Source organism: Vibrio sp. 1751 (genome assembly GCF_033339895.1).
GTDB lineage: Bacteria > Pseudomonadota > Gammaproteobacteria > Enterobacterales > Vibrionaceae > Vibrio > Vibrio alginolyticus.
Genome location: NZ_JAWOVM010000007.1, coordinates 1 through 17,203, shown reverse-complemented (window position 1 = coordinate 17,203; position 17,203 = coordinate 1). Strand labels below are relative to the sequence as shown.

Below are 17,203 nucleotides of genomic sequence, written 5' to 3'. Positions count from 1 at the left end.
GTTAATTACAGTGGGCGTATGATTAAGAATGGAGAAAGAGATCCATCATGAGCGAGACGATTTTTGTTACCGCCGAACTGAAAATGAATGCCGATAAGCCAAGACAACAAGTGGTTGAAGCCATTGAACAATTTTGCCTTGATATGCAAAGCGAAGCGGGGTGCTTGCAAGCGAATGCGACCTACGATTCTAAAGATCCACAACGTGTGATTCTTTGGGAGCGATATGAAAACCGCGCCGCGATTGAAGCGCATTTTGCTATGCCGCATACACAAGCGTTTATTGCGGCTGAAATGGCAGAGTTAGTTCAAGCATTCGAAACCCAAGCTCAATAGGAGAGGCGAACATGAAATGGGGTATTCTAGGCACAAGCTTTATCTCAGGTGTCATGGCTGAGGCAATCCAAGGCGATGACAAGAGTGAACTGTACGCGGTTGCTGGGCGTTCGGAGCAGAACTTAAAGACATTCGCTGAGCAATATGGCATCGAGAATACGTTCAACGATTACGATGCGTTGATTGCCGATGAGCAAGTCGACATTATTTACATAGCATTGCCAAATCACCTTCATCATGACTTTATCGTTAAAGCGGCAGAGCAGGGAAAAGCGATCCTGTGTGAAAAGTCACTGTCGGTAGATATGGAAAAAACCGAGTTGGCACTAAAAGCAGTCGAAACGCACAAGGTATTCTTTGCTGAGGGTTTGATGTACTTACATCACCCATTGATCAGCGAGTTGGTTTCTGTGCTTAAATCGGGAGAGATTGGTGAACTTCGCTCCATCCACACGTCTTATATTGCGTCGATTGCGCAGTTTGTTAATCCAGACAGTAAAGGTGCTTTGTATAACTTAGGTTGCTACCCAATGTCATTGGTGCATTTGGTGGTGAAAACCATGTTGGGTGAACAAGCCTTTGGAAACCGCTCTATGACGGCGATTGGTCGACGAGGTAACGATGGGAATATCTGTGAATCGAGTTTGATGATGCAATTCGGTGAGCAACAAACCGCGAGCGTACACACCGCCGAAGATCATGGATTGAAACACCAATTCACTATTCTGGGTAGTAAAGGCAGTATTACGTTAGACTCGAATCCATGGCTACCAACGCAAGAAAACCAGTTTAGTGTGGAAATTTACGAGACGTCGAAGCGTGAAGTGTCTGTTCCGGCCGCTGGGGACGCTTTCTTCTATCAAGTGCGCAATATTCGCCAAGCGGTTGAAGCAGGGCGTACCTCGTTAGAAAACCCTTGTGCAACATGGGACGATTCTCATCGTATTATGCAGCTACTGACTGAGTGGGAATCACTAGCTTCAACGTAAGTCTGTACTTGAACCAATGAACATAAAAACGGCACACTAAATATAATGATTAGTGCGCCGTTATTGTTTTGTGTTCAGTCTGGATTAAATACGGTTATCGCCGGTGCTGAACGCAATAATTTGGCTGATCTCAGACAGGCTTCGACCACTTTCTTGTTGCCATTGAACAAACGCTTTGTTGGCTGCATCGAGCGATTTTTTCGTATCTTTGCCACCTTCAATGATTTTGCAATTGCGCAGGTAAGCCTCGACGTCACTAGACAAGATGAAGGTATCAACGCCCATTTGACGCAGTGTGTAAGGGCCTGTATTTCCGCCTAGGCGATTACCGCGTTTCTTCAAATACGCCCATAGGTCGGTGATTTTCTCTTGCGGCCAATCGGCAACCATTTTGCCAAACGAGCCGTATTCGATTTTTGCTTCGTGGATCATACGAGCATTGGCAGGAATCGACATGACTTTAGTGAGATGGCGAATGATGCGTTTGTCGGTTGCTTTGGTTTCCCATTGCTCATCCGACAGCATCAATAGCGGCTCAATCTTAAACCCAAAGAACACTTCTTCGAAGTTCGGCCACTTGTTGCGAACCACGCTCCACGAAATCCCACTTTGGAATACCTTCATCGAAAAAGCGGCTAGCCAACGGTCGTCGGGAATCGCTGCCAATTCTTCTTTGCTTAGTGGATGAGACAAAAGCGCTTCAAGTTGATCTTCACCACCTTTACGCTCGGCAGCGCGCTGATAAATCGCGTCAAATTTTTCGATACTCATAAAAGAAGTTAGTCCTAGTTTATGTCGATATTTGTGAAACATACTACGCTTAAGTGGCTGAATCGTAAATTGATGGAGTGTCACAAATGAAGAAGGTCACATTAACGTTTGTCGGGGAAGGTTCGGATCGTATTGCAGAAAAATTCTATGCGTGGATGACGGACGGTGGGTTAGAAGACAGCATGATTGAGAATTTATCTGACCGTGAAATCTCAGTTGTCGGCATTAGTGACATGGATAATGAAACGCGTGATGTGGTGATCAATACGGAAATGAACTAACGAGTCGTTTTTCGTCAGCTATTAGAATCAGATAAAACAAAGCCCTTCACGAGAAGGGCTTTGTTGCGTTTATAAGCGTGAGAGCCTAGTTATTTACCAGTGTCAGACCGCTTGGGAGTGCATCACCGAAGATACGTTTCGATTCGCTCTCAGATAGCTCTTTGACTTCTTCAACCAGTGATACCCAAGATTCAGGTACCTTGCTTTGCTTCAACTTAGCCAGTACCTGCTCACGGTAGTCGTCTGAGATATCGAATAGGCGGTCGCCCGTCTTACGACAAATCATTACGGCTGCGAAAGCGATCATTGGCTCTTTCTGCCAGTTCTGCTCTAGCAGCTTAGGCAACCACTGTTCCGCTTGTTCACGAGGAACGACGTTATGCTGACTGCCATATAAAGGCGTACGTGATGCCAAGCGACCCATTGCCCACCAGTGTGCTTGTTCGAACTGGTTATGGTTGATGGCTTTGCTCAAGAACCACGTTGCCAATAGAACTTTGTCTTCGACTTCTAAATGCTCCAGAGAGGCAGACAAGCGCACCATCGACTCGTAACCCATATCTTGTGCCGCTTTGGCGGATTGTGGGTTTTTCATCGCACCAGGATGTAGGTATTTCGCGATGTCCGCCAAGATGGTCTCTTGTTGCTCTTGGCTTAAACCACCGGCAATACGACGCCAGAACACCCACCAGTCGGTCCAACCTTGATGGTTCTTAAACTGAATGTTTTGTTGGTAGAGACCCCAAACTTGCTCAATACGCCATGAGTCGGTTGGATCGCCAAAGCCCGGACGCAGTGCAAAGCCAGCCAAACGAAGCCAGTTTTTCTCGTGTTGTTCTGAACGGCGGCGACGCTTACGACCTTGTGCAAAGGTATCGAACAGTTGACGTAGGGTAGTGAAATCCCACTCGTCCCGTTTGCCAAGTTTCTTCTCAAGATCTTTGGCTAAGGTTTTGATCTCTTTGCTTTCCGCGCTTTTCTTATTACCGCTGTAAAGGCGAGCGATCAGCTCCTTACATTCGTTCAGTTTAGGGTGAAGCTTAACTTGCTCGCTGTCGTCGGTTTGCTTGTTACGAACTTCGAACTCCAGTTCCCAACGTTTGCTGTCATCTTCTGCGCTGACACATTCCATCTTAAGTGTGCCGACTTCAGTCAACTGACATGCCAGTTGTACTTCTACGCGCTCTTTTTGGTTGGCTTGCAGTTCGGCACCTTCACCTTCAAGGGTGGTGATATAAGGCGGAAGAGGGGCAAATAAGTCAGGATCAACGTCCACCATCACACCGTTTTGAATAGCGATGTTATTGGTTAAGGTGTCGTGGGTAGACGTCAGCAGGTTAAAGCGAACGGGTTCACCTAGGGTAAGCGAGAAACGACGACCACTTAAGCGGATCTCATGACCTTCTTCTGTACCTTTTGCAAGCAAACAGAGCGCTTTGCCCATCTTGTTCTTCTCTTGAAGGTGCAAGAAGTAAGAACGCGCTGCACCACCACCAATTTTTAGCTGTGCACCACGACGTGCTTTACCAAACGCAACAGCACCTAGTGCAACAGACCAATCTGGATGTGGGTTATCTAATACCGTAACCGGAGCGCCGCGCCAATCGGAAAGGAGGGTAGTGACTCGCTCAGTCACAAGTTCACTGTTGAACACACCACCGTTAAGAAGCAAACCGACTGGAATTGCATTTTGTTTGTCGTCTTCAATGCCGAGAGCGGCACGAGCAACTTGTTGGTGCTGAGTTAAGAACTCAGCAACGTGTTTGCTCACTGCTGGGTCAGCAACGTATGGAAGACCAAACTCGACAACGGCGCTGCGGCGCTTGTCTGGTACTTCACTGAAATCAGAAAGCGGGAAGAAGCCATCCAAAGCGATTTGGTGCACTTCTTGTTTGCTCAGCCCAATACTCTTTGTTCCGCCAAGAAGTTTCGAGCCGCTGCCTAGCATGGTGATTTTTACTTCTTCAGGTGCACTCGCTGAAAGTAGGTTCTCTTTCGCCTTGCGAGTTTGCTGAATCAGCTTAGTTAGGCTTGCTGCAGTGAGCTTCTTACTTTGGTTGAAGCGGCTCTCTGCAAGATGTGCTAATGCTAAGTCGAGGTTGTCACCACCAAGCATCAAGTGCTCGCCAACACCAATACGATCAAGGGCTAGTTCATCTTGAGAAGAGAAACTTGCTTCAATCAAGCTCAAGTCGGTGGTACCACCACCCACATCGCAAACAAGGATTAGTGGCAGATCTTTTAATTCGTTAGCCGCGGTTTGCTGGTGGCGTGCGTACCAGTCGTAACACACCGCCTGTGGCTCTTCAAGCAAGACGATTTTTTTCAAGCCAGCAAGCTCGGCGGCTTCAAGTGTCAGTTTACGTGCGGTTTCATCAAATGATGCCGGAACGGTGACAACTACGTCTTGGTCTTCGAGTTTGTTACTTGGATGACGGTAGTTCCATGCTTGACGAATATGATTGAGGTAACTTGCGCTGGCAATAACTGGCGAGACTTTATCCACGTCTTGCGCACCAGCCCAAGGAAGAATATCTGAGTTACGATCAACCGCTTGGTGTGAGAGCCAGCTTTTCGCGCTGGATACCTGACGACCTTCTACTTTCGCGCCTAATTCGCGAGCCCATTCACCAACGATGACATTGTTAATGTCGCCAGCAACAGGTTCGTTGTCCCAAGGAAGAGTGAGGTCAGAAGGGGAGATTTGACCTACAGCTGGATGATAGCGGAAAGAGGGCAGAAGTGGTTTACGAACGACTTCGCCCGGACCAATCAGTTGGTCAATGTCAAATAGGGATACTTCGGATTGTTCAAGGTTGTCGGTTATTTCACAGTAGGCCACCACAGTGTTTGTGGTGCCAAGGTCAATACCAACAAGAAAACGAGGAGATGCCATACAAAACCAAACCTTCGTGTATTTAAAAACGGCACCCGATTGGATGCCGTTTGACTTCTAATTATTGTTCTTCGTTTGAGTCACTTTTCGCGTCTTCGCGCACATCGAACTCAACATGCCATTTTTGCCCGTTATCTGCGGCGATGGCTTCTAAGTAAAGCGTGCCAAGCTCTGTGACGCGAGAAGCAAGAGTTACTGGAACCACTTCACCTTCACGACGACCTTCAGATACAGGCAGCGTTACTTGGATTTCTGGTAGCTCTTCAAGCTCTTCTGGTGCCCAGTAGTCTAGGTGAGTACCTGCTAGGTCATCACGACGAACCGTTGAGCCGAAGAATTGGAAGTTAACTGGCTGGCCGATGATCAAACCAAACTCTTGGCTTGGTACGTCAACGCTTGAGCCTTCTTCCATACCAAATGGTGCAACACAAAGTGCTTCCATTGGCGGCGCCATGCCCGGAATAGCTGGCATCGCACTTTCGATACCCACGTAGTACGCCGAAGCAATACCACCACGGATACGAACGCCCTGACCACGACGCACAGAGCCGTAGTAAGCCGCACCGCTAGCAACTGCAAGGTCTAGATCCACACCTGTTAGGCGTTTTGCCATTTCTGCATCTGCTTCTAGTAGCCATTCGTTGATCGTGTCTTCTAGACGAGTTGCTAGAAGTTTCGATTTCAGAACACCACCGTTGAATAGGATTGCGGTTGGCTTGATGAAGTCAGCTGACTGCGCTGCATCCGAACCTGGCATACCAGGCATGTTAGCGAATGGGTTGAAATCTTGAGCTGCTGCTTCTGCGCCATTTCCTGAAGTAGAAAGAGCATTGGCTTGCTTAGACAAGAACGCTGCAATGTGACGAGTAATGCCTGCATCTTGTGCGTAAGGCAGACCCATTTGCGTTAGTGCTCCACGGTTACGTTGAACAGGGTGGTCAGTAATTGCAACTTGAGGGAAGAAGCCATCAACCAGTGTTTGTTGTACTTCTTCTTGAGTCAGTTCTGTTTTCAGCGTTGCGCCAAGCAGTTTAGAACCACGGCTTGGTACTACGATTGGCACTGACTGAAGTTCGCTGTCGTTCAATAACGCTTCTTTCGCGTCACGACATGCGTGTGTCATTGCCTGAACTTGCCATGGCTGTAGCTCTTTGCCTTCTTGCGCTAGCTTCATCTTCAAGCGGTACGCAAGTGCAAGATCCATGTTGTCACCGCCAAGTAGGATGTGTTCGCCTACCGCGATACGGTTCAGAGTTAGGTTGCCGTCGTCTTCAGTTACTTCAACCAAAGAAAGGTCGGTTGTACCACCACCGATATCGACCACAAGCACGATGTCGCCAACTTCAACTTCGTCGCGCCATTTGTCGTTGCTGTTATCGATCCAGTTGTAAAGTGCAGCTTGTGGCTCTTCTAGAAGTGTTAGGTGCACAAAACCAACGTTGCGTGCTGCTTCTGCAGTTAGATCGCGAGCAGCAGGATCAAAAGAAGCAGGAACCGTAATGGTTACGTCTTGATCGGCAAGGTTGTGATTTGGGTTCGCGTGATTCCAAGCGTCTTTTAGGTGCTCTAGGTAAAGCTCTGTCGCACGAAGAGGGGATACTTTTTCCACTTCTTCTGGGCTACCTGCTGGCAGGAAAGCATCACGACGGTTCACACCTGCGTGGCAAAGCCAAGATTTCGCACTTGCAACAAGACGAATTGGTGTTTTTGAACCTAGGTTACGTGCAATTGCACCAACTAGAGCTTTTGGCTCGCTCGACCACGGAAGAACGCGTGATTGCGGGTTCATTTCGTGTTCGTGCGGCTGGTAAAGGAAAGAGCCTAATTGGCTGCGAGTCTCTACCGTACCCGGCGCAGTCAACTGCGGGATTGGCATCACTTCAACGCGAGCGTCTTCGTTGTGTGTATCAACAAAAGACATGACACAGTGTGTTGTACCTAAGTCGATACCAACACTGAATTTAGGTGTCTGTTGAGTTTCAACAGACGCTTCTTGAGAATGGTTTTCTTGGTTCATGTGTTCCATTACAGCTCAACCTCAGCTGGAGCGATCACAGAAGCATCGTAGTTCTCAGCAAGTTTAGGCAACGTCATTGATGTTGCTTTCCAGCCTTTGTGAACTAGCGTGCCGTTGAATGGCGCGCTGCCTGTTACGTTGCCAGTTAGGCGGATTTCTTGTGGGTTGAAGCCTTCTTCAACCGTAATGCGAGTTTCTTCGTCTTCGTTACGAACATGCGCTAGCGTCACGTAGTCGTTCAGTACTTTCTGACCGCCAGTGTGGATTACGCGAGCGGCTGCGCCTACTTCTTCATCAGAGAATGACGTTAGGTCTTCTTTTAGGAAGTCAATCAGGCGAGCTTCTTGTTGCATGATAGAAAGCAGCTGCATTGCAGAGTCCGTTGACGCGGTTGCAAGTTTTGATTCAACTTCCACCACTTTTTCAACGACTTTCTCTACTTCCACTACTTTTTCTACTTCAACGATCTTCTCAACTGGTTTCTCAACCTCGACGATTTTCTCGACTGGTTTTTCTACCACTTTCTCGACCACTTTTGATTTGCGCGACACTGCAACTAGAAGAAGCAAAACGCTCGATGCGGTTAGGCCAGCGTGAAGCATATCGAACGTTTGAGGAATTAGGTTCAAATCAATGTTCATGACGTTTTTTCTCTTTCTATTGATTTATTGGTGCTCAGTATTGGCTCATATTTGTTCACTAAAACGATCGTCTTTGCGATCTTGCACCAAGTTTAGACATTAAAATGATGACGGATGGTAGCATATTCAAGGCTTAAGGCTGTAATAATTCGTGACTATACCGTACGAACAGCGTGAAAAATCGACGATCAGACTCCCCAATATAGGTTGTTGCTTGATGTTTGTGCATTGCTAACGCAGTATTTCAATAGATCCCGAAGTTTAACTTACGGAAGTATCAAAAATTACGATATGACACAAAGCACCGCTCATAAGAGCTTTATAAAACGACATTCAGACTCTATTTTAGCTTTTTTGGCGACTTTATGTGTCACTGCTGGTGTAGTTGGTGCTGCTTATACAATGCAGCAACGGTATACACAGACTACGTTTGATACTTTAGCCGACCGACAAGCAGAATCACTTAAAGCAAACGTCGAGAATGATCTAAAGTTCATTGGTGCGGGCGCAAACTTTTTCCATTCGATTGAGCGAAGCTATTGGCCATCGTTTCCGATGTATGCGGAACAAGTGATTAACAGCTCGCGAAGTCTCATTGGACTTCAATGGATGCAAAAGGTCGAATTCGAAGATCTTGATGAACATATTTTAAAGACCCGTCAAAAATTTCCAAACTTCCAACCGTTTACCGTTCCTAAAGATGGTCCCAAAACCTACGGGTACATTTTTGAACACAATGAGCCAATTTTCATCGCGTCGGATATCTACCCAAGAACACCGGAAAACCTTTCTCTATTGGGTTTCTATTTTTCGCGCAAACGCTTCGATTTAATCTTGGATGATATTTCCGAAAATGGGCGAGCGAATGTCTCGGATAAAGTTCGCTTACTGCAAGATGGTTATGACAAGTCCATACCTAAGACTGGGTTGCTGGTGTTCCATCCAGTGTTCGATTTCGAGAACAAATATTTATTAGGAGTAGTGACCGGTGTTATCCGAAGTACGGTTTACTTTGAGGATTTGATTACGAAAACCGCGACGGAGCTCGATATGTCGGTGCGCGTAGAAGACTTGGGATTCGACGCAGCAGATGACCCTGTTCTCTTTCAAAGTGCTAGCTGGGATAACATTCGAGGAACCGTTATAAGCCGAACCATTCAACTGCCTAACCGTGAATGGCGTATTGACTTTAAACTTTCTGACGCAGTCTCAGCTTGGGAGCGTTCTATTTTAGCGGGCACGACGCTAGCCGGATTGGTAATCGCCTTTTTGATCAGTTGGATTGTGAATTTACAGTCTCGAGAAAAAGAGCGCTTAGCGGTCATGTTGGAGCTCAAAACCGTTGAATTAAAAAGAATGGCAGAGCGAGACCCTCTAACTCAACTACTGAATCGCCGAGCCTTCAACGATCACTTGCTTAATCAGATAAACAAAGGTGTTAACTTCGCCTTGGTTGGTTTTGATATCGACCACTTCAAAGTGATTAATGACAAACACGGCCATTTAGGTGGAGATGAAGCGTTGCAACATGTCACTAAGCTGGTCAGTGCTAATTTAAAACCGGGAGATAAGTTTTACCGCGCTGGTGGTGACGAGTTTTGTATTATTTCTAAAGTCATTGATAGAGCGGTGCTAGAAGCTTACCTAGAAAAGTTACGGAGTGTTGTGGCAAGTACGGCTTTTGATTATGGTGATGCGTCGATCATCTGTACGTTGAGTATCGGTGCGGTTATCCATAAAGAAGAAGATCCTGAGAGCTTGTATCACAAAATGGACAGTCAACTCTATTTGAGTAAAAAAAACGGCCGTAATTATGTGTCGATCGGCGATTAAATGGGCGCACAAATTCGAGTTTTACGCCGTGTTACGATAGAATCGCACGCTTTAAATTTTTATGTTAGGAACCAAGGCAAACTATGAACCATAACCGTATTGTATGCTTCGATTTAGAAATGTGTTGCTGGAACGAAAATGGCGTCGGCAGCACGGGTGAAATTATCGAAGTGGGGTTAGCTGAAATAGATTTGTCTAAAGGTGAGATAGTCAAGCGTGCTCAATACTACGTGAAACCAGAACACGATGAAGTCTCTCTATTTTGCGCTGAGTTAACGGGCATCACACCACGTAAGATTGAAAAACAAGGACGCCCACTAGAAGAAGTGCTTAAATCCATGGTTAAGAACTTCGGTGGTCGCAACAAAATCTTTGCATCTTGGGGGCGAGATGACCTCATTCTTCTAGAAGAGTGTAAGCAAAAAGGTATTGAAGCACCATTCACAGAGTTCATCAACTTAGCGACACTCTACCGTATTCAAAATCGTCTTAAAGATAAACGTATAGGCCATCGAGCCGCTCAAGAAGCAAAAGGAATAGACTGGGAAGGGCGTCAACACTCTGGCTATGTAGATGCATACAACTTAGCTAAGCTTGCTTTGACCATGTTTTAGTTATTCGAACCTAGCTAGCTTGTAATTAAATTATCATCCAACCATTGTTGTTTTGTCATGCAGTCTGTTTAGTGTGGAAAGAGCTAAACACATACCTTGACCAGTATTTTAATAACAATGTCGTTGGCTTATTGAAAAACGCGCAGAGTGCGCGTTTTTTTATGGCTACAGAAGCGATATCTGTTGTCATCCTAGGGGCAGCTTAGAGTTAGCCAGCGACTTATATACTCATCTCGTCACTTTACTGAGACTGTAACTTCGCTCGAATGAACTCGCTGTGATCAACATAGAGTAGCTCTGCTGTTTTACGGATCACCGCGTCTTCTAGCGGGTCAATTTCGCCGTCTGCGTAAGCGACTTCCCACATGCTTTTGATTAAGTTGTAACGAGTTTCTTGAGTCAGTTCTCTTAGTTGAGAGGTAAAGTCGTACAGCGAAGCGGAATCTTTTATTTTCTGTTGCGCTTGCTCTAACAAAGTATTTGATTCTTCTTCATTTAACGACAGCAGTTTCATCAATAAAGAGCGCTTTGTTTCTTGTTCTCTATCATCGACACTATGGTCTGCACCAGAAACTTCACAAAGCAAACACGCGATAGCCATGTTAGGGGAAAGTGTGTTGGTTTGGCTTAAATCAGAGCCATCAATGAGTTGTTTAAATAATGATGTGAGAGAATTAAACATAATGAACACCGAGCTATTGTTTATTTGGTTAACATGGTAATAAATACGGAAGATCTCAAGGTGCGATACCAAATTTAGCACGCCGTTGACATTTAAGAACGGCCACTTTCTCCCCAAAAAAACCTAAACTCCTGAGTTAGTTCAAGGTGACTTGCCTCTTACAAAGGGCAAGTCATTTTGGGATTGATACTCAGCTTTCAGCACGTGTCGGTGGAAAATGAACTTCGTCACCATCACTCGTCAGAATACTAATTTGACTTGGTTTGCCTTCATCATCAAGGCGTAGCTCACCAATGGCACTATGGTTAACCAAGCGATAAAAGTTGTGCGTACTTGGTGCGCGTTTGTAAATCTTGAGTCGTTTACGTTTTGTGAACCAGTTTAAAGGTGAGCGAGGGCTGTATAGCAGTCTATCTAGGCCATCACACATATTGAGCAGTTGTGTAGGGAACTGATTTTTAATTCCACTACAGGTGATTTGATAGATATTCGGACTGTTTTTTCGATAGCGGAGCTTAATATCGTATGCAAAAGAGTAGTGCACGTCGCCAGAGAGAATAACAAAGTTAGTTGGTGTCTTTGTGTGTGTGAAAATACTAATAAGAGTATTCGCACTTCCGGGGTGAGCCATCCAGTTTTCAGCATCAACCATCAATGGTTTACCAAGCATGGTCACCACACGTTGTAGTGCTTCGATAAATTTCACACCAAACATTGGCGCGGCAGAAACAATAACAACCTTGTCTTGATGCACGAGCTCCTGATGGAACTCAATCATCGCTTCCCAGTCCATTAAGCCAGAAGGTTTGTTCATTTTAGACTCAGAACGCCAGCGTCTGGTTCGTGTATCTAGCACGACAACTTTTGGTGTCGTAGGAATGGTGTAGTGCCAATTCTCAAAGCGATACAAATATTGAATAAATGCATCTTGGGTTTGCGAGGTTCGCTCATCGATAAAGCGTTGAGCGAGGCTCATAAATTCATCATTGAATTTTTCTGGCGCATTTCCCCAACCTTGGCAAAGCCAGTAAGCAATCAAGCTATTACCGATAATGCGTTTTGCAAACGTGTTGCTGTATGCGGCTTGTTCCCAGCCTATGGTGAGATTCCAATCGTCGGTGACATCGTGATCATCAAAAATCATATAGGTTGGAATGTGAGCGAGTAAGCGTTGAACCTTGTCCAGACCTGCGACGAATTTATCAATTTGCTTTTTTTCTTCGCGCCATTGCTGCTGCCATTTGGGTTCAAGAACTTCTCCGCCGACAGTAAATTCGTTTTCTAACAAACGATCCGTTCGAACAAGCTTCCACAAGGTCGGAGACCAAACCAATAAGTACATTGCAAAGCACTCAGCAAAGCTTATTAGGTGATTCTCACACTCTTTGGCGCTGAATATTGGTGTCCCTCGGTGTGGAAAAAACTTACTTAGTAAACTGTCATCACTCACATAATGAGGCAACAATTTATCTCGACCATAATAGCAAGCAGGGTGTTGGTAGAGCTCATTGGTATTTTTTATCGGAGCTTGATCGAATTCTTCGCCTGGCAAACCCAATAAAGCTATGACTTGCTCAATGGCATCGAGAGTGGGGCCTGCAACATGGTCTGCATAGATTTGATCACCACTCATGATGAGCATATCCGGTCTTTCTTCAATGGATTGAGACGCGATTTTATGATCCGCAGCGACCAATGTATCATCACTGAAGTGATGGGGATTACGGCAAGAGCCATGTAGGAGATAATCCGCTTTTTCACTAACGAGGAACTCAATACCCAAGTTTGGCGTATTATCTCGCTCATAAGTCAGGTGAGGGAGCAGTTCCGTCACTAATCCATATTGCGTTTTTATTTGATAGCGTAACGCTTGATGGGTTGGAAACTCGCCTTCTAATTTAAGTAAGCAACACCACGCATTGAGGCCGATTTGAAGCTGTTCTTTTTGTTCACTTAAAGGGGCTTGATAAAGGATGGAGGCATTTTCATCCGTAATTTGCACCATACCCTCCAAGCGTTGGGTGGTGACTAGCCAAATATTGATTTCAGTTGCGGTCACTTTACGTAGGATCGGACCTGCAACGACAAGAGGAAGTGAAGAAATTTCAGTCGTGTTCATCAATGCTGGCAAAACGGCTCCTTATGTGTCAGCTTCTTCTTCTAATATTTCGATAACTTGCGAGCTACTAAGTTCATGTCCCATAAGGAACAAACCAAGCATCGCATCGGCTTTTGACGCGTTATTACTGTCTTCATCCAAAATTTGCTGAAGCCGAGTTCTAATTAGGTCGATTTCGTGTTCGACGAAGCCACGCCCTTCTTCGTCACCTTGACCATCTTCTGGTGCATTATCAAAGTGCAAAAACAACATGTCACCATCGAGTTGAGTCCCTATCAACCTCTCTGGCAGCCATGCTTCTCCCATCACAATGTCTGGGTCTGTGTCTGCGGGTAAATGATTCAAGGTAGAGATGAGTTCTGATGCTTTCACTTTTTACTTCATTATGTTTGATTTAGAACTAAGCTAGAGTTTAAGCGCTTGTTGTAATGGTAAAATATTCGCAAACAAGCTCACCTAGTCGTGCAATATTAATATGATCTTGGGACTCAAACTGTCACGAGGATGACAACATTTGCCATTGTAACGGCTATCATCAGCAGAACATAAGCTTTTAATGGCAAATCATTGATGTTTGCCTGCTTCTCAACCAACATTTTTCGAACTCATGAAGAGATTAATTCTAACAACACTCGCTTTACCTTTAGCTGCGGCAGTTTCTTCTGCGCATGGTGCAGACGAACAAACGTGGGGGATTGCTGCGATGTATCGCACAGCATCGATTCCGTTTTACACCGCCGATAATGACTCTACGGTGAGTACATTTGTACCAATGATGTTCTTTGAAAACGAACATGTGTATATCAATGGCATTGAAGGTGGCGCTTTTTTGTATAACGAGAGTGATTCCGACTGGCGCGCGAGCGCACTCATGCGATTGAGATTTGTCGATATTCCCATGTCGCTACAAAATGCTAATGAAGGGGACAGAGTCGATTTCGGTGGGCAAGTGCGTTATAGCATTAACGACACTTGGCGCGCAGAAGTAGAGTTGATGACGGACGACGAACTCCAGTTTCACTCTAATTACCGCCTTGCTGCCAATTATGTATTTGGTGATTGGGAATTAGAGCCATCGATTACGATTCGATACAAAGACGCTGATTTCAATAGTGAATATTATTCCTTTAAGGATATTACTGGCGAGAGAATTGGAGCTGGGCTTGACACCAATCTTGGTATTAAAGCGCGTTACCATGTAACTTCAAATTTGTATTTATTGGGTGAGACGAGTGTTACTCGCTTAGATGATAACGCCTACAACAGTCAGCTTGTAGAAGATCGATATCAGGGAGAAGTGTTTGTCGGTTTTGGCTTTTTCAACGATAAAAGCAAAGCTCCGAAACCGACACTGAGCAATAAAGCATATCTACGTATTGCGCATGGTTGGGCGACGCCTTCGAACATCGGTGAAATATTTAGCTTTGAGAGAGAAAAAGACCCATACGACAATCAACTTACTTCATTGTTTTATGGGCATCCATTAACGGATGAGCTGTTTGGTTTTCCTCTTGATATTTATTTAACGCCAGGGTTGGTTCATCACTGGTCGTCCAGTGTTCAGTCTGCGAGCACAGAATACGTCATGGCGATTAAGGCTTATTATACGGTTAATTGGCCTACGACTTGGCGATTTGGTGTAGCGGAAGGTGTGTCATACATTGATAGCATTACCTATATTGAAGGCACAGAAATGGAAGACAAGGGTTATACACCAAGCAAGTTGCTCAACTACTTAGATTTCTCGTTTGATGTCAATGTAGGCGATCTCTTCAACCAAAAGAGCTGGAACAATATGTGGGTGGGCTATTCATTGCATCACCGCTCGGCGATTTTTGAAAGCGCTTCCCAGTTTGGGCGAATTAAAGGTGGGAGTAACTACAATACTATTTATTTCCAGTTCGAGTTTTAGCGCATCGCGAGATGCATATAAGTCGGATTTGCAACTGACTTATTTATCGCCCATTATGAGTAATGATGAATAATACTATGCTGCTTTCAACGAGAAATTTCGTATATCGTGCCAGAGTTAAGGCTGTTTGTGATGCATCTGATGAATCGGATGGGATGAGCACCATGAGTATCGACTCCTCATTCAATCTTCAAATTGAAGCGATAAATTGTACCAACGCTGAATTTGCCAAACGCTTTTTTGCCATTCACGGAGAAGGGCACTTGGAGGGCGATGAATGGTTGGTGTTGTACGTCAACTCTCTTGACGTTAAGGCGGGAGACAATATAGAAATCCGTAGCGATGTCGCGTTTAATGCGATGATCGAGAATATGATAAGCGAAGCTGAGCGGTCTTTAGAAAAAGTCTACCTTGATGCAATACGCAACTTGGAGAAAGTGAATCGTTTTTGACGATGTAAGAGACCCTATAAATACGATTAAGGCATCAGGATCCAAAAAGGGATTGGCGCGAACCAATCCCTTTTGTATTCTGGTTTATTCTAACTTACGCCATTGTTGCAAGTTGGCTTTGCGCTTCTGAAATGCCTTTTGCAGCCGCATCTTCACCCATGTTTAGCGCTTCTGCGTAAACAAATTCCACATCAGTGATTCCTACAAAACCCAGCACAGTGCGTAGGTATGGCGTAACGTTGTCAGTTGGTGAATCTTTATGGATACCACCGCGAGTCGTTACTACAATCGCCTTTTTACCTTCAATCAAACCTTGAACGCCGTTTTCTGTGTATTTGAATGTCACGCCTGCACGAGCAATCAAATCAATCCAGTTTTTAAGCTGAGTCGGGATGGTGAAGTTGTACATTGGAGCGGCAATAACCAAAGTGTCTGCGGCCTTTACTTCTTCAAGAAGGGTGTCAGACAAGTCGACCACCGCTTGCTGTTCTTGTGAAAGATCTTCCGTAGCGCGCAGTGCAGTCGCAACGGCGAAGTCCAAAACAGGTAGAGGGTTTGCAGCCAAATCACGAACAGTAAGCTTGTCTTGGTCTACATTTTTGATGAAGTTTTCAACCAATTTGTTTGATTGAGAGTAATCGCCAAGGATGCTTGATTTTAGAGCTAGTACACGAGACATAATGGTTATTCCTTAAATAAGTGCTTTCGACTATGGGAGCTATTATAAGCAACGTAAGTGAGTTCAAAAGCCTAGCGATTCGCTGAACATGTTCGAAAAAATTGAATGAGCTTTCGGTTATCTTGTTACAGATCTTGTGTGATACAATCCGCGCAGTTTTTGTAATGAAAAGAATAGGAAACGCTTTGACTTCGTCACAGCCCCCAAAAAAGAATCTAGCTGAAGAGCAAGCGACACCGTCAAATGGTGCGCAAAAAGCGACAGCGAAACAAGCTCAAACACCTCAGGCTCAAGTGAATAGTGCTGCATCTCTGCGTAAAGCGCTGAATCAGTGCATGATGCGCGACCGTTTCCGCTTGAGTAAACGTATTTCTGGTGCAAGCAAAATTAAGAAGGACGCAGCGCGTAATGCTGTGTTCGACGAAATCGCATTAGACATCGCCCAATCCATGATGGTTGTGGAGCAACGTAGTAGCTACAAACCAACGATTGAATACCCTGAAATTCTTCCAGTCAGCCAAAAACGCGACGATATTGCGAAAGCGATCGAAGAAAACCAAGTGGTTATCGTCGCGGGTGAAACCGGTTCAGGTAAAACCACTCAGCTACCCAAAATCTGTGCTGAGCTTGGTCGCGGTAAATTTGGTCTGATTGGTCATACTCAGCCTCGTCGTCTTGCAGCGCGTTCGGTTGCTAACCGTATTGCCGAAGAGATGGAAACCAAGCTTGGTGAGTTTGTTGGTTACAAGGTTCGATTCAACGATCAGATCTCTGAAAATACCCAAATCAAATTGATGACGGACGGTATCTTGCTAGCTGAAATTCAGCATGACCGTTTCTTGAATCAATACGACACCATCATTATCGATGAAGCGCACGAGCGCAGCCTCAACATCGATTTCATCTTGGGTTACTTGAAAGAGTTGCTGCCACGTCGTCCTGATTTGAAAGTGATCATCACGTCGGCAACCATCGACCCAGA

General features: G+C 45.2%; 16 protein-coding genes. 8 read left to right on the top strand and 8 right to left on the bottom strand.

Annotated features, from left to right (window positions below; all coding sequences use genetic code 11):
• Positions 1-47: 47 nt before the first annotated feature.
• Both R7041_RS04450 and R7041_RS04445 read left to right on the top strand, forming a co-directional pair.
• Positions 48-335 carry a putative quinol monooxygenase gene (locus R7041_RS04450; RefSeq protein ID WP_005389066.1) on the top strand — a complete coding sequence of 96 codons (288 nt, stop codon included), beginning with the start codon at positions 48-50 and terminating at the stop codon, positions 333-335.
• Positions 336-346: 11 nt separating this feature from the next.
• A complete protein-coding gene (locus tag R7041_RS04445) occupies positions 347-1,324 on the top strand; it encodes a Gfo/Idh/MocA family protein (RefSeq protein WP_206949524.1) in 978 nt (325 codons plus the stop codon).
• A gap of 84 nt (positions 1,325-1,408) precedes the next feature.
• Here R7041_RS04445 and R7041_RS04440 read toward each other — a convergent pair whose 3' ends face one another.
• Entirely contained in the window at positions 1,409-2,095 is a 687-nt protein-coding gene (locus R7041_RS04440; protein ID WP_039842930.1) for a DNA-3-methyladenine glycosylase I, read from the bottom strand.
• Positions 2,096-2,181: 86 nt separating this feature from the next.
• Between R7041_RS04440 and R7041_RS04435 the strand changes: the two genes are divergently transcribed.
• A complete protein-coding gene (locus R7041_RS04435) occupies positions 2,182-2,376 on the top strand; it encodes a hypothetical protein (protein WP_005377692.1) in 195 nt (64 codons plus the stop codon).
• An 85-nt stretch (positions 2,377-2,461) separates the two neighbouring features.
• Here the strand turns inward: R7041_RS04435 and R7041_RS04430 are convergent, their stop codons facing one another.
• The 3 genes from R7041_RS04430 to R7041_RS04420 form a co-directional block, all read right to left on the bottom strand.
• Positions 2,462-5,272, bottom strand: a complete 2,811-nt coding sequence (locus tag R7041_RS04430; protein WP_206949522.1) for an Hsp70 family protein — start codon at positions 5,270-5,272, stop codon at positions 2,462-2,464.
• Positions 5,273-5,333: 61 nt separating this feature from the next.
• Positions 5,334-7,298, bottom strand: a complete 1,965-nt coding sequence (locus R7041_RS04425; protein ID WP_172563276.1) for an Hsp70 family protein — start codon at positions 7,296-7,298, stop codon at positions 5,334-5,336.
• Complete coding sequence (locus tag R7041_RS04420; RefSeq protein WP_005389474.1) at positions 7,298-7,930, bottom strand: DUF2760 domain-containing protein; 633 nt, start codon at positions 7,928-7,930, stop codon at positions 7,298-7,300. The genes R7041_RS04425 and R7041_RS04420 overlap by 1 nt, the downstream gene beginning before the upstream one ends.
• A 291-nt stretch (positions 7,931-8,221) precedes the next feature.
• Between R7041_RS04420 and R7041_RS04415 the strand changes: the two genes are divergently transcribed.
• Together R7041_RS04415 and R7041_RS04410 are read left to right on the top strand one after the other, a co-directional pair.
• The gene (locus tag R7041_RS04415; protein WP_064376582.1) at positions 8,222-9,763 is read left to right on the top strand and encodes a sensor domain-containing diguanylate cyclase; all 1,542 of its coding nucleotides are present in this window, start codon (positions 8,222-8,224) and stop codon (positions 9,761-9,763) included.
• Between the two features lie 83 nt (positions 9,764-9,846).
• On the top strand, positions 9,847-10,377 hold the full coding sequence (locus R7041_RS04410) for a 3'-5' exonuclease (RefSeq protein ID WP_005377684.1): 531 nt from the start codon (positions 9,847-9,849) through the stop codon (positions 10,375-10,377).
• A gap of 241 nt (positions 10,378-10,618) precedes the next feature.
• On the opposite strand, the gene R7041_RS04405 is transcribed toward R7041_RS04410, so the two are convergent.
• From R7041_RS04405 to R7041_RS04395, 3 genes are all read right to left on the bottom strand, one after another.
• Positions 10,619-11,059, bottom strand: coding sequence for a TerB family tellurite resistance protein (locus R7041_RS04405; RefSeq protein ID WP_017820644.1), 441 nt, complete (start codon positions 11,057-11,059; stop codon positions 10,619-10,621).
• Positions 11,060-11,249: 190 nt separating this feature from the next.
• Positions 11,250-13,190, bottom strand: coding sequence for an alkaline phosphatase D family protein (locus R7041_RS04400; protein WP_025766686.1), 1,941 nt, complete (start codon positions 13,188-13,190; stop codon positions 11,250-11,252).
• A gap of 9 nt (positions 13,191-13,199) precedes the next feature.
• Positions 13,200-13,550, bottom strand: coding sequence for a hypothetical protein (locus tag R7041_RS04395; RefSeq protein ID WP_017634942.1), 351 nt, complete (start codon positions 13,548-13,550; stop codon positions 13,200-13,202).
• Between the two features lie 235 nt (positions 13,551-13,785).
• Here R7041_RS04395 and R7041_RS04390 point away from each other — a divergent pair, with 235 nt between their 5' ends.
• A complete protein-coding gene (locus tag R7041_RS04390; protein WP_033905356.1) occupies positions 13,786-15,090 on the top strand; it encodes a MipA/OmpV family protein in 1,305 nt (434 codons plus the stop codon).
• 164 nt (positions 15,091-15,254) lie between these two features.
• Entirely contained in the window at positions 15,255-15,542 is a 288-nt protein-coding gene (locus R7041_RS04385) for a hypothetical protein (RefSeq protein WP_005389458.1), read from the top strand.
• Between the two features lie 94 nt (positions 15,543-15,636).
• Here the strand turns inward: R7041_RS04385 and R7041_RS04380 are convergent, their stop codons facing one another.
• Positions 15,637-16,221 (bottom strand): FMN-dependent NADH-azoreductase, encoded by a 585-nt coding sequence (locus R7041_RS04380; RefSeq protein WP_206949520.1) that lies wholly within the window; start codon positions 16,219-16,221, stop codon positions 15,637-15,639.
• Between the two features lie 185 nt (positions 16,222-16,406).
• Between R7041_RS04380 and R7041_RS04375 the strand changes: the two genes are divergently transcribed.
• Positions 16,407-17,203 (top strand): DEAD/DEAH box helicase (locus R7041_RS04375; RefSeq protein ID WP_318128596.1); only part of this gene is annotated, 797 nt, incomplete at its 3' end.

Excerpts from the sequence above, each read along its gene's own strand:
- R7041_RS04440 (WP_039842930.1), bottom strand. The coding sequence starts at position 2,095 with ATGAGTATCGAAAAATTTGACGCGATTTATCAGCGCGCTGCCGAGCGT.
- R7041_RS04430 (WP_206949522.1), bottom strand. The coding sequence starts at position 5,272 with ATGGCATCTCCTCGTTTTCTTGTTGGTATTGACCTTGGCACCACAAAC.
- R7041_RS04435 (WP_005377692.1), top strand. The coding sequence starts at position 2,182 with ATGAAGAAGGTCACATTAACGTTTGTCGGGGAAGGTTCGGATCGTATT.
- R7041_RS04405 (WP_017820644.1), bottom strand. The coding sequence starts at position 11,059 with ATGTTTAATTCTCTCACATCATTATTTAAACAACTCATTGATGGCTCT.
- R7041_RS04450 (WP_005389066.1), top strand. The coding sequence starts at position 48 with ATGAGCGAGACGATTTTTGTTACCGCCGAACTGAAAATGAATGCCGAT.
- R7041_RS04420 (WP_005389474.1), bottom strand. The coding sequence starts at position 7,930 with ATGAACATTGATTTGAACCTAATTCCTCAAACGTTCGATATGCTTCAC.
- R7041_RS04445 (WP_206949524.1), top strand. The coding sequence starts at position 347 with ATGAAATGGGGTATTCTAGGCACAAGCTTTATCTCAGGTGTCATGGCT.
- R7041_RS04415 (WP_064376582.1), top strand. The coding sequence starts at position 8,222 with ATGACACAAAGCACCGCTCATAAGAGCTTTATAAAACGACATTCAGAC.
- R7041_RS04380 (WP_206949520.1), bottom strand. The coding sequence starts at position 16,221 with ATGTCTCGTGTACTAGCTCTAAAATCAAGCATCCTTGGCGATTACTCT.
- R7041_RS04385 (WP_005389458.1), top strand. The coding sequence starts at position 15,255 with ATGAGTATCGACTCCTCATTCAATCTTCAAATTGAAGCGATAAATTGT.
- R7041_RS04390 (WP_033905356.1), top strand. The coding sequence starts at position 13,786 with ATGAAGAGATTAATTCTAACAACACTCGCTTTACCTTTAGCTGCGGCA.
- R7041_RS04425 (WP_172563276.1), bottom strand. The coding sequence starts at position 7,298 with ATGGAACACATGAACCAAGAAAACCATTCTCAAGAAGCGTCTGTTGAA.
- R7041_RS04410 (WP_005377684.1), top strand. The coding sequence starts at position 9,847 with ATGAACCATAACCGTATTGTATGCTTCGATTTAGAAATGTGTTGCTGG.